Origin of the sequence: Streptomyces sp. f51 (assembly GCF_037940415.1) — a bacterium.
Classification (GTDB): Bacteria; Actinomycetota; Actinomycetes; order Streptomycetales; family Streptomycetaceae; genus Streptomyces.
This window is the reverse complement of the sequence record NZ_CP149798.1, coordinates 3005290-3017443: the sequence shown is the minus strand read 5'-3', so window position 1 is coordinate 3017443 and position 12154 is coordinate 3005290. Positions and strand designations below refer to the sequence as shown.

The following is a 12154-nucleotide window of genomic DNA, read 5'->3' as shown; positions in this document are numbered from 1 at the left end:
GATACGCGGCAGCCGCCGCTCCCGGGAAGGAGCGGCGGCTGACACAGCTGAAGATTCCGGGAGGATCAGGCCTCGGCGGCCGCGTCGCCCTCGGCGTCGCCCTCGGCGGCCGGCTCCTCGGCCTGCGCCGACAGGACCTGGATGACGACCGCGTCCTCGTCGATCGCCAGCGTGGTGCCCTTGGGGAGCTTGATGTCCTTGGCGTGGATGGAGGCGCCGGCCTCCAGGCCCTCGATGGAGACGGTGACCGACTCCGGGATGTGGGTGGCCTCGGCCTCGACCGTCAGGGTGTTGAGCACGTTCTCGACGAGGAAGCTGCCCGGGGCCAGCTCGCCCTCGGTCTGCACGAAGACCTCGACGGTGACCTTCTCGCCGCGCTTCACGAGGAGCAGGTCGACGTGCTCGAGGAAGCCCTTGATGGCGTCGCGCTGGACGGCCTTCGGGATCGCGAGCTCGGTCTTGCCGTCCAGGTCCAGGGAGAGCAGGACGTTCGGCGTACGCAGCGCGAGCAGCAGGTCGTGGCCCGGCAGCGTGATGTGGACCGGCTCGGTGCCGTGACCGTAGACGACGCCGGGGACCCTGCCCTCGCGGCGGACGCGGCGGGCGGCACCCTTGCCGAACTCGGTGCGGGACTCGGCGGCGAGCTTGACCTCGGACATGTTCACTCCTCGTAGAACTGGGGAAGAAGGTCACCCGGCCAAACCATCGGCCTGCTACGAAGAGCGCGTCGATAACGGACCGCCGCACACAAAAGTGCGGCCTCCCTCGCCGAGCAACTGTGACAGCTTACGGGGCGGGGAGGCCGTACAAGAAATCGATCTAGGCGACCGGCTGGGCCGTGGCCTACTGCTCCTCGAACAGGCTCGTCACCGAACCGTCCAGGAAGACCTCGCGCACCGCGTCCGCGATGGTCGGCGCGATCGAGAGCACCGTGATCTTGTCGAGCTCCAGCTCGCCGGGCGTCGGCAGGGTGTCCGTGAAGATGAACTCGCTGACCTTGGAGTTCTTCAGACGGTCGGCCGCCGGGCCGGAGAGCACGCCGTGCGTGGCCGTCACGATGACGTCCTCGGCGCCGTGCGCGAACAGCGCGTCGGCGGCGGCGCAGATGGTGCCGCCGGTGTCGATCATGTCGTCGACGAGCACGCAGACGCGGCCCTTCACGTCACCGACCACCTCATGGACGGTGACCTGGTTGGCGACGTCCTTGTCGCGGCGCTTGTGCACGATGGCCAGCGGCGCGTCCAGGCGGTCGCACCAGCGGTCGGCGACCCGCACCCGGCCGGCGTCGGGGGAGACGACGGTGAGCTTGGAACGGTCGACCTTGGCGCCCACGTAGTCGGCGAGGATCGGCAGCGCGAACAGATGGTCCACCGGGCCGTCGAAGAAGCCCTGGATCTGGTCCGTGTGCAGATCGACCGTGAGGATGCGGTCCGCACCGGCCGTCTTCATCAGGTCCGCGACCAGACGCGCCGAGATCGGTTCACGTCCGCGGTGCTTCTTGTCCTGACGGGCGTAACCGTAGAACGGCACGATCACGGTGATGCTCCGGGCGGAGGCCCGCTTCAGAGCGTCGATCATGATCAGCTGTTCCATGATCCACTTGTTGATGGGAGCCGTGTGGCTCTGCATCAGGAAGCAGTCGGCGCCGCGGGCGGACTCCTGGTAGCGAATGTAGATCTCGCCGTTCGCGAAGTCGAAGGCCTTCGTCGGGACGACCCCGACACCCAGCTTGTGGGCGACCTCCTCGGCAAGCTCGGGGTGGGCGCGGCCGGAGAAGAACATCATCTTCTTCTCGCCGGTCGTCGTCTTGGTCCCGGTCACAGCACTGTCTCCTCAGAGGTCATCTCAGTGGGCGTGAGAGGCCTTCTCAGCTGGGTTGCGAGAGGGCTTCTCAGCAGGGGTGCGGGTCTGCACTTATCACGGTACGCCGTCCCGGACGTGCCGTTTTCCGGTCAGCCTTCGCCTTCCGGATCCCGGGAGGCGGTCTCCGCGGCCTTCGCGGCGGCGCTTCCGGGACGCTTGCGGGCCACCCAGCCCTCGATATTCCGCTGCTGACCGCGGGCCACGGCCAGCGAACCGGGCGGTACGTCCTTGGTGATCACGGAGCCCGCCGCGGTGTACGCGCCGTCCCCGACCGTGACAGGAGCCACAAACATGTTGTCCGAACCCGTACGGCAGTGCGAGCCGATCGTCGTGTGGTGCTTGTCCTGCCCGTCGTAGTTCACGAACACACTCGCGGCACCGATGTTCGAGTACTCGCCGATCGTGGCGTCCCCCACGTACGACAGGTGCGGGATCTTCGTCCCCTCGCCGATCGTCGCGTTCTTCGTCTCGACGTACGTGCCGACCTTCGCCTTCGGGCCGATCCGCGTGCCCGGACGCAGATAGGCGAACGGGCCCACCTTCGCCTCGGGGCCCACCTCGGCGGTGTCGGCCACCGTGTTGTCGACGCGGGCGCCGGCACCCACCCGGGTGTCCTTCAGCCGGCAGTTGGGGCCGACCTCGGCGCCCTCGGCGACGTGCGTGGCGCCCTGGAGCTGGGTGCCGGGGAGCACGATCGCGTCCTGCTCGAAGGTGACCGTCACGTCCACCCAGGTCGTCGCGGGGTCGACGACGCTGACGCCGGCCAGCATGGCCCGGGTGAGCAGCCGGTCGTTCAGGATGCGGCGGGCCTCGGCGAGCTGGACGCGGTTGTTGATGCCGGCGATCTCGCGGTGGTCGGCGGTCACGGCCGCGCCCACGCGGTGCCCGGCCTCGCGCAGGATCCCGAGGACGTCCGTCAGGTACTCCTCGCCCTGGCTGTTGTCCGTGCGCACCTTGCCGAGCGCGTCGGCGAGGAGCCGGCCGTCGAAGGCGAAGACGCCCGAGTTGATCTCGCGGATCGCGCGCTGCGAGTCGCTCGCGTCCTTGTGCTCGACGATCGCGGTGACCGCGCCGCTCGCGCCGTCCCGCACGATGCGGCCGTAGCCGGTGGCGTCGGGGACCTCGGCGGTCAGGACGGTGACGGCGTTGCCGTCCGCGCCGTGGGCCGTGGCCAGCGCGAGCAGGGTCGCTCCGCTGAGAAGGGGGGTGTCGCCGCAGACCACGACGACCGTGCCGTCCACATCGCCGCCGAGCTCTTCGAGGGCCATCCGTACCGCGTGCCCGGTGCCGTTCTGCTCGGCCTGCACCGCCGTCCGTACGCCCGGGTCGATCTCCGCGAGATGCCCGACGACCTTCTCGCGGGCGTGGCCCACGACGACGACCAGGTTCTCGGGGTCCAACTCGCGCGCGGCGGCGAGTACATGGCCGACGAGCGAGCGTCCGCAGATGTCGTGCAGAACCTTGGGTGTGGCCGATTTCATACGGGTGCCCTCACCCGCTGCGAGTACGACGACGGCGGCCGGGCGGATGGCGCTCACGGGGTTGCCCTTCGGCTGTGGATGACTGGGGTGTGGACATCCGCAGGATACCGGGGCGAAACAGGAGCGCTGTGGGAGAGGGGCCAGGGGGCGCCGCGGGAGACGGGAACGGTCGGGGCTCCCTCGCGTCGAGGCTCCCCCGCCAGGACTCGAACCCGGACAAATGGCACCAAAAGCCACGGTGCTGCCAATTACACCACGGGGGAATGAACCCGATCGAACCGGATATTCGGTCGGCTCGTCGAGTCGGCACCCAACACTATGCCGTACCGGATGCCCTCCGTGCGACGGTACAACTCGGCGCCTCCCGCGCGGCAGATGACCGCGTGGTCCCGGCGGCCGTCCCGGGGGCCCGCGCAGTTCCCGGGGCCGGTGATGCGCGGCGCGGTGAGGCCGGTGATTCCGGCGGGGCGTGGTGGAGGCCGGTCGGAGAAACTCACCGGAAATGGTCCGGGGCGCAACCGTACGCTGGAGCCATGACCACGACGGGGGAAGAGCACACCGCGGCCGGGACCGGGCCGTGGTGGTGGGTCGGATGGCGTAGCGCGGTGCTGGACGGCGGGCTCGCTCTGGCGTCCGCGTTCGAGTGCGGCAGCGAGGGGGTCCGCTTCGCGCACGACGCGGGACTGCCCGCACCGGTGGGGGTCGCGTTCGGGGGGATCTCCGGGTCCGTACTGCTGGTACGGCGGAAGTGGCCGATCGCGGTCGTCCTGGTGTCCATCGCGATCACGCCCGCCCAGATGGGGTTCCTGATGGGACTCGTCGGCCTCTACACGCTCGCCGCGTCCGAGCTGCCGCGGCGCATCACCGCCGCCCTGGCCGGGATGTCCTTCGCCGGCATGCTGATCGTCACGTTCGTCCGGGCGCACCAGAGCGTGGTGCGCGGGGACGTGCCGATGGGGGACTGGCTGGTCCCGTTCGCCTCCATCACGACGGCGATCGGGATGACCGCGCCGCCCGTGCTGCTCGGGCTGTACATGGGGGCAAGGCGGCGGCTCATGGAGAGCCTGCGGGAGCGGGCGGACTCGCTGGAGCGGGAGCTGATGCTGCTCGCGGAGCGGGCGGAGGAGCGGGCGGAGTGGGCGCGCAACGAGGAGCGCACCCGGATCGCGCGGGAGATGCACGACGTGGTTGCGCACCGGGTCTCCCTGATGGTCGTGCACGCGGCGGCGCTTCAGGCGGTGGCCCGGAAGGATCCCGAGAAGGCCGTGAAGAACGCCGCCCTGGTGGGGGACATGGGGCGGCAGGCGCTCACCGAGCTGCGGGAGATGCTGGGGGTACTGCGGACGGGGGACGGTCTCGACCGGCGGGTGCCCGCGGTGCCGCTGGCGGCGGTGGGGGCCGCGGCGGCGGCCGCGGCCTCGCGGGCTGCGGGCGACTCCGGGGGCGGGGAGGGGCCGAGTCTGGCCGAGATCGACGAGCTGATCGGGCAGTCCGCGGCGGCCGGGATGGTCGTGGCGCTGTCGGTCGAGGGGGACCTGCGCGCGTACGCCCGTGAGATCGAGCAGACCGCGTACCGGGTGGTGCAGGAGGCCCTGACGAACGTGCACAAGCACGCGGCGGGGGCCAAGACGTATGTCCGGCTGGCGCATCGGGTGTCCGAGATCGCGATGCAGGTGGAGAACGAGTGTCCGCCGGAGGCGGGGGCGGGGTCGTCCGTGGGGTTGCCCAGTGGGGGGAACGGGCTGCTGGGGATGAAGGAGCGGGTGGCCGCGCTCGGGGGTGTGTTCGTTTCGGGGCCTACGGATGCGGGTGGGTTTCGGGTGTCGGCGGTGATCCCCGCGTAGCCCTCCGGGGGTCGGCGTCGCGGGTTCGGCTCCGGTTTGGTGGGTGGGTCGGGGCCGTGCCGGTGCATCAGCCCGTCGCCGTTGGGTGAGGTGTGACCGTCGGTGGCGACGGGCATCGATGTACCGGCACGGCCCCTCGCGTCCGATTCCGGGTGCGGGTGCTTCGTAGTGCCCGGTCCACCTCCCAGCCCCGGCCGCGGAAGGGTTCAGCCCCCGGGCCGGCGAATCGTCAGCCCCGGCCGCGGAAGGCTTCAGCCCTCGGCCGCAGAAGGTTTCAGCCCCCGGCCCGCGCATCGTCAGCCCCGGCCGCGGAAAGATTCAGCCCCCGGCCGGCGAAACGTCAGCCCAGGCCGCCGCAACGTCAGCCCAGGCCGCCGCAACGTCGGCCCAGGCCGCAGCCATCCGATTTCAGCCCCGGTCGGCGAAGGTTTCAGCCCCTCCGGCGTTTGAGGAGCGGGGGCTGGGGCGGAGCCCCGGGGGTGGTCTCTCCGCCGGGTCGCCCCTTTGGGTTCCGGGGAGCGTTCAGCCCCTCCGGGGATTGAGGAGTGGGGGGTCCGGGGCGGAGCCCCGGGTTCGGGTTGGGTAGGGGCGGAGGGGGCGAGAGGCGGTTTTCAGGTGGTGGTCAGGCGGGGTGGGGGGGTGCCGGTGAGGAGGGTGGTGAGGGCCGCGTCGATGTGCGGGCCCAGGTACCAGTCGCCGGTGTGGTCGAGGGAGTAGACCCGGCCCTCGGCGTCGACGGCGAGCAGCGCGCGGGAGTCGGGCTCCTCGCCGAGCGGGCAGACCTCGGTGTCGAGCGCGCGCCCCAGATCGCCCAGGGTGCGGGCCATGTGGAGCCCGTGCAGGGGGTCGAGATGGAGCACGGCGGGGGCGAGCTGCCGCCCGGACCCGGCGGAGCCGACACGCAGCCCCCCGAACTCCGCCCACGCCTCGACCGCGGCCGGGAACACCGCGTGCCGGTGCCCGGCCGGTGACTCGTGTCCGCGCAGTTCGTCGGCCCAGTACTCGGCCTGCTTTATGTCCCAGCGTCCCGGCTGCCATCCCGCCGACCGCAGTACGGCGTCCACGGGTTCGGGGAAACGCGAGGCGGGTCCCCCCTGCCCGGGTCTGGAGAAGAGGCTGGAGGAGGAGCGTTCGGAGTGCATCTGCCCTTCGTTCGTCGAGGGATGGGACTCGGCGTCGGGGACGCCGTCATACGTACGGGTACGGGGGAGGGGCGGTTCAGGCGTCGGGTGCCGCCGGGTCGACGATGCGGACGCCGAAGTGGCCGCTGAGGGCCGTGCAGGAGCGGCAGGGGGCGGCGAAGCTGCCGTGCAGCGGGTCGCCGTCCTCGCGGATGCGGCGCGCGGTGAGCTTGGCCCCCTTGAGGGCCTTGCGGGCCTCGCCGTTGGTCATGGGCTTGCGGCCGGCGCGCTTGCTGCGTTCGGCGTCGGCGGCGGCGATCTGCCGGGAGATCAGGATGGCCTCGGCGCAGCGGCCGGTGAAGCGGTCGCGCTGCGCGTTCGTGAGGGTGTCGAGGAAGTCCTGGACCAGCGGGTGAAGAGCGGGTGGCTGGTCGCCGCGCGCGGCCGTGCCGGTCAGGGTGGCGCCGCGGACGGAGAGGGCCGCGGCGACGGTGGGGAGTATGCCGTCGCGGCGGTACAGCAGGGCGGGCGCGTGCAGCGCCTCGGCGCTGCTCCATCCGACCCGGGGATCCCCGGACGTGCTCGTATGCGTCGCGTTCATGATCGTCTTTCCCTCCCGTGCATCCCCCGGTGCGGAGACAGACTGCCAAATGCCGTGGCGGGAGCGGTAGCTGGGGCGCCGCGACACGCCAGGCCTTCGGCATACGGTCACTGCGGGGTGACGGCTGGTCACGGAACCGGAGGCCCGGTGACCGGTGTCGTACAACCGAATAGGCTGTCGACATCCGCGCTCCATCCAGCTCTTGAAGACGCCGTAACAGGGGGCAACCGCCATGACGACAGGTCGGCTCGGGCTGGGGGCACCTCCCAGCTCCCAGGCTGGGGGACAGGCCGCGCCGCCGAACGCGGCCTACGCCGGGCAAGTCGTGCACTTCCCGGATCCGGTCCGGGCAGCGCGCCACCCCAGAGGTGTGCGGATCGACGAGGGCGGTTATCCGGACTTCTCGCTCTACGCGCGTGCCGCGGCGGAGATCGCCGAGCCTCCGGAGGGCTTCGGCGTCGACGAGTTGAGGCTCACGGACTACGTCTCCGCGAACGCCGCTCTCGCCGCGTCCGGGCACGACCTGTGGGACACGATCCCCTCGGTCGCGACTCCGCACGGCTGGACGTGGCACCACGTGGCGGGCACCCGGCGTCTTGAGCTGGTGCCGGTCGAGGTGAAGGCGCTGCTCCGTCACCACGGCGGCGTCGCGACCGCGGCGGTCGACCATTCCAAGCGCGGGACGCGGCCGTTGCAGGAGACACGGCCCGCCCACTTCGGGCTGCCGAAGTCGTCGGTGGCGGTGACCGAGCAGCAGGTGCTGGCGGTCGAGGAGGACCTCGGATACCGGCTGCCCGGCGCCTACCGGTCGTTCCTGAAGGCCGCGGGCGGGTGCGCGCCGGTGGGTGCCGCGCTCGACGCCGAGCTCGGACTCCTGGTGGACCAGCCGCTGTTCACCGTGCGCGACGAGGCCGCAGTCAACGACCTCGTGTACGTCAACAAGTGTCTGCGCGACCATCTGACCAAGGACTACCTGGGCGTCGGGTTCGTGCAGGGCGGCCTGCTGGCGGTGAAGGTGAAGGGCGAGCGGATCGGCTCGGTCTGGTTCTGCGCGTTCGACGACGCCCGTGACCAGGACGCGTGGCCGGCCGCCGAGCGGGTGCAGCGGCTGCTGCTGCCGTGCGGTGACGACTTCGACCAGTTCCTGTCCCGGCTGGCCGGAAATCCGCCGGAGTTGGAGACGGTGGCGAATCTGATGGTGGACGGCGGTTTCGCGCACGCCGTGCCCGTCTCCTCGGTGTCTTCGGTGGGGGAGTGACGTCGCGATGGTGACCTTCGCGCAGGCGCAGGAGCGCGCGGAAGAATGGATCAACGGGGACGTGCCCGCGTACCAGCACCGCGAGGTGCGGGTGCGCGAGTTCGAACTCGGCTTCGTCGTATGGGCGGAGGACCGAGCCGAGGGGCCGCGTTCCGACGGGGGCGGGCAGCGGCTCGTCATCGCGCGGGACAGCGGTGAGGCCACCCTGTGGCCCGAGCTGCCGGTGGGTGAGGTCATCCGCCGGTACGAGGAGGAGTACGGGGTGTCCTCCGGGGCCCCGGAACCGGCACCGGCTCCCGCGGCCCGGGTCGACCTGAACCAGACGTCGTTCCTGCTGAGTCCTCCGGAGTGGTTGCAGGAGGCCGCGGACAAGATGGGGATTCCGGACCGGCGTGCCGGCTCGGGATCGTCCGGCTCCGACGGGGCGGGCTCCCGTCCCGCCGCCGCTTCGGCCGGCGGGTCCGCCAACGGGGCCGCCGGGAGCGGGAGTTCGCTGCCGGGTGCTCCGGGTGCTCCGGGTGCTCCGGGTGCTCCGGGTGGGGCGCCGGTTGCCGGTGGGGCCACCGCGTGGCCCGACGCCGCGACCGACGACGTACCCGTCCCGCGGGACGTTCCCGCCGACGCGACCCCGTGGGCGGGCACGGACACGAACGCCGATCCCGGTGACGACCGTTCCGTACCGCTGCCCGCGACCGTGTTCGCTCCGCCGCTGACGGACGTCGACGACGTGCGCACCCCGCCGCCCGGTGCCGCGTACGACCAGACCGCCATGATGTCCGGCGGCAGCCGGCTTCCGCGTACGACGGTGTCGCCCGTGGCCGGCCCCCCGAACTCCCCCGTGCCGTCCGACTCGCAGGGCCACGGACTGGCGGACACCGCGGCCTACGGCTATCCGCAGGGACCTGGCGCCGGTCAGGGCGCGCCCGGCGCGCCCGTCTCCGGCGGACCGCAGGGGACACCGCCTCCGGGTGCGCCCGGGTACGGCTTCCCCCACGGTCCGGGCTCCGGTCCCGGCACCCCGCCGCCCGGCGCTCCTTCGGCTCCGGGTGCTCCCGGCACCCCGCCGCCCGCCGCGCCGTCGAGGCCGCTGCCCCCGAACGCCGGTGACATCGCCGACGCCGCCACCAGCAAGGCACAGCCGCCCCGCGCGGCGCGCGGTGGCTCGGCCGGTGCCCCGCATCCGCCGAGCGCCCCGGGCGTTCCCGGCGCGCGGCCGGGCGGTCCGCCCGCACCGGGTGCCCCGGGTGCGCCCGCGGGCGGCTATGTGCCGACGCAGCTCGTCTCGCAGCTCGGGCCCGACGGACCCGAGGCGGTGCCCGGCGCGCCCCAGCCGCCCGGCGCCACACCTCCTCCGGGCGGTGTCCACCACGCCGCCACGATGCTGGCGGGCCCCCCGGCGGGCGGCCCCGGCGCTCCGCAGCCCCCGGGTGCCCCCGGGGTGCCCGGCGCCCCCTGGCAGCCGCCCGTTCCCGGTGCGCCCGTTCCGCCGGGCGCCACACCCCCGGGCGGAGCGCACCACGCCGCGACGATGCTGGCGGGTCCCCCGGTGGGCGGCCCCGGTGCTCCGCAGCCGCCGGGTGCGCCCGGCGTCCCCGGGGGCGGGCCCTCCGGTGAGGTGCACCACGCGGCCACGATGTTCGCCCCGCCGGTCGGGGGCCCGGGCACACCGCCGCCTCCGCAGGCTCCTGGTATGCCGCCGGGTGGCCCTCAGCCGCTGCCCGGACAGCCGATGCCCGGGCAGCCCATGCCGGGGCAGCAGCCGGCGTACGGCTATCCGCAGATGGCACAGCCGACCGTCGGGCCCGGCTATCAGGCCGTGCTGCGCTACCGGGCCCAGGACGGCTCCGAGCAGCAGCTGATCCGGCGGTCCGCTCCGGGTACACCGCACCCGGAGTGGCAGATCCTGCACGAGCTGCGGGCGATGAACGTGCCGCCGCAGCAAGTGCTGGAACTGCACACGGAGTTGGAGTCCTGTGAGCTGCCGGGCGCGTACTGCGCGCGGATGATCAGGGAGACCTTCCCGCAGGCGCGGATCACGAGCATCGCCCCGTACGGCACGGACCACGCGAGCCGTCAGCAGGGGATGCACCAACTCCTCGCACACCAGGGTGAGTTGCACCAGGTCGCGGACGGACCGGCGCGTCCGGCGCCGGTGCGGGCGCCGATCCCGCCGGTGCAGCCCTCGCCGCCGATCCCGCCGGAGGCGATCGCGCAGGAGCTGGCTGCGGCGTTCGGGCCGGGCATGTTCCGGTTCGACCAGGCGGCCGTGTCGCGTCAGGGCGTGCCGCCGATCGTCGCGCACGTCCTGGTCGTGGCCGGACTGCCGGTCGACATGGGGCCGTTCTTCTGGGCGCAGGCCCAGCCGGGCCGTCCGGTGCCCACCCTGGCCGAACTCGCGCAGGAGCGTGGGGTGCCGGCTTCCCAGGACGCGGGCTCGTACCTCGTCATGGGCAGCGACTTCGGCAAGGCGATCTGTGTCCAGTACGGCACGGCGAACATCGTCGCCGTACCGGTGGAGGCCGGTCCCGGGGGAGCCCCGGTGCCGCCGCAGTTCGTGAACACCGGGCTGCCCGAGTTCGCGCGCTGTCTGGCCCTGCTCGGCCGGATGTGGCGGCTGCGGTTCGGCCTCAACCAGGAGCAGGCGGGCCGCTGGACCGTCGACTTCCAGGCCCAGCTCGCCTCGCTCGACCCGGCGGCCCTGGCCTCCCCGGAGAGCTGGTGGTCGGTCCTGCTGGAAGAGATGTGGGACGGACTGCTCTGACGGATTGCTCCAGGCCCGGCCGGCTGAAGGACCGGCCGGGCCAGGAGGACGACGGCGGTACGGAGAAGGCGCTCGGCCCGGGTCAGGGGCCGGGCGCCTCTTTCGTGCGTACCGGGGCCGCTGACCTCAAATGTCACGAGCCTGACCCGTCTCGGGCCGAATGGGCGGGCGGAGTGTCGCGTTATGAACACTTCCGCGTGATCCATCAAGATGTGCGCGAAATCGTCTTTTCGTGTGTGTCGGGCGGAGAGGGGTCCAAGGATGAGCAGCACACCGGTGTCGCCGTACGGCTTCGTGGCCGTACGGGGGCGTGGCTACCGTCCCGAACAGGTCGACGGGTACGCCGCCGCGCTCTCCCGGGACCGCGACGTCGCCTGGGAGCGGGCCGCCCGGCTCACCGTGCTGGCCAAGGACATGGAGGCCGAGGCCGAGCGGCTGCGGGAGGCCGTGACGCGGCTCGCCCCGCAGACGTACGAGGAGCTCGGCGAGCGGGCACGGCGGATCTTCGAACTCGGCGAGCAGGAGGCCGCGGCCCTGCTGGAGGAGGCCCGGCGGGAGGTCCGCGCGGAGGCCGAGACGGCCGAGGCGGTGGGGCGGGACGTGCGGGAGGCCGCGCGGGTGTACGCGGGCGAGGTGCGCGACGAGGCGGAGGAGTGGGCCCTGCGGCGGCTGCTCGACGCGCGGGCCGAGGCCGACGAGGTACGGGTCTCCGCGCGGCGCGAGGTGAAGGAGAACCGCGGGGAGGTGCTCACGGTGCTGCGGCAGGTACGGGGGAGGGCGGAGGCCCTGGTCGCCGCTCAGGAGGCGGAACACACCGTCCGGTCGGCGGAGTTCGAGCGGGCCGCCGCCGAGCGTGAGGCCGCGTCCGAGGCGGGCCGGGTCGAACGCGAGGCGCGTGCGCAGGAGTCGCTCGCGCGGGCCGAGCGGGGGCTCGCGGAGGCGAGGGAGTGGGACCGGCACCAGCAGGAGGACGCCGCCGCTCGTGCGGGTGGGCTGGTCGCCGAGGCGCGCGTCTGTGAGGAGCGGATCGCCCGGGAGACCGATCGGGTGCTGCGTGAGCACGGGGAGCGGTGGGATCACGTACGGGCCCATATGGACCACGTACGCAGCAGTCTCACGTCGCTCACCGGGCGGGCCCCGGCGGAGTAGCCCCCACTCCGCCGCTCCCCCACTCCGCGGCCCTGTCCCGCCCGCTCCGCGGTGCCTCCGCGCCGCTCCGCGGCGG

Annotated in this window: 9 protein-coding genes and 1 tRNA gene; 4 read left to right on the top strand and 6 right to left on the bottom strand. The window is 72.8% G+C overall.

The window, feature by feature from the left end; all coding sequences use genetic code 11:
• Window positions 1–65 precede the first annotated feature (65 nt).
• From WJM95_RS13160 to WJM95_RS13145, 4 genes are all read right to left on the bottom strand, one after another.
• The gene (locus WJM95_RS13160) at window positions 66–659 is read right to left on the bottom strand and encodes a 50S ribosomal protein L25/general stress protein Ctc (RefSeq protein WP_339129824.1); all 594 of its coding nucleotides are present in this window, start codon (window positions 657–659) and stop codon (window positions 66–68) included.
• 184 nt (window positions 660–843) lie between these two features.
• Window positions 844–1821, bottom strand: a complete 978-nt coding sequence (locus WJM95_RS13155) for a ribose-phosphate diphosphokinase (protein ID WP_339129823.1) — start codon at window positions 1819–1821, stop codon at window positions 844–846.
• A gap of 131 nt (window positions 1822–1952) precedes the next feature.
• Window positions 1953–3401 (bottom strand): bifunctional UDP-N-acetylglucosamine diphosphorylase/glucosamine-1-phosphate N-acetyltransferase GlmU, encoded by a 1449-nt coding sequence (gene glmU / locus WJM95_RS13150; protein WP_339129822.1) that lies wholly within the window; start codon window positions 3399–3401, stop codon window positions 1953–1955.
• A 134-nt stretch (window positions 3402–3535) separates the two neighbouring features.
• Window positions 3536–3607 (bottom strand) — tRNA-Gln (locus WJM95_RS13145).
• 270 nt (window positions 3608–3877) lie between these two features.
• Here WJM95_RS13145 and WJM95_RS13140 point away from each other — a divergent pair.
• A complete protein-coding gene (locus WJM95_RS13140; protein WP_339129820.1) occupies window positions 3878–5188 on the top strand; it encodes a histidine kinase in 1311 nt (436 codons plus the stop codon).
• Window positions 5189–5799: 611 nt separating this feature from the next.
• Here WJM95_RS13140 and WJM95_RS13135 read toward each other — a convergent pair.
• Together WJM95_RS13135 and WJM95_RS13130 are read right to left on the bottom strand one after the other, a co-directional pair.
• Entirely contained in the window at window positions 5800–6330 is a 531-nt protein-coding gene (locus WJM95_RS13135; RefSeq protein WP_339129819.1) for an SUKH-3 domain-containing protein, read from the bottom strand.
• A gap of 76 nt (window positions 6331–6406) precedes the next feature.
• Entirely contained in the window at window positions 6407–6910 is a 504-nt protein-coding gene (locus WJM95_RS13130; protein WP_339129818.1) for a YwqJ-related putative deaminase, read from the bottom strand.
• A gap of 232 nt (window positions 6911–7142) precedes the next feature.
• Between WJM95_RS13130 and WJM95_RS13125 the strand changes: the two genes are divergently transcribed.
• From WJM95_RS13125 to WJM95_RS13115, 3 genes are all read left to right on the top strand, one after another.
• Window positions 7143–8168 (top strand): SMI1/KNR4 family protein, encoded by a 1026-nt coding sequence (locus WJM95_RS13125; protein WP_339129817.1) that lies wholly within the window; start codon window positions 7143–7145, stop codon window positions 8166–8168.
• 7 nt (window positions 8169–8175) lie between these two features.
• A complete protein-coding gene (locus WJM95_RS13120) occupies window positions 8176–10929 on the top strand; it encodes an SUKH-4 family immunity protein (protein WP_339129816.1) in 2754 nt (917 codons plus the stop codon).
• 261 nt (window positions 10930–11190) lie between these two features.
• Window positions 11191–12078 carry a cellulose-binding protein gene (locus tag WJM95_RS13115; protein WP_339129814.1) on the top strand — a complete coding sequence of 296 codons (888 nt, stop codon included), beginning with the start codon at window positions 11191–11193 and terminating at the stop codon, window positions 12076–12078.
• Window positions 12079–12154 lie beyond the last annotated feature (76 nt).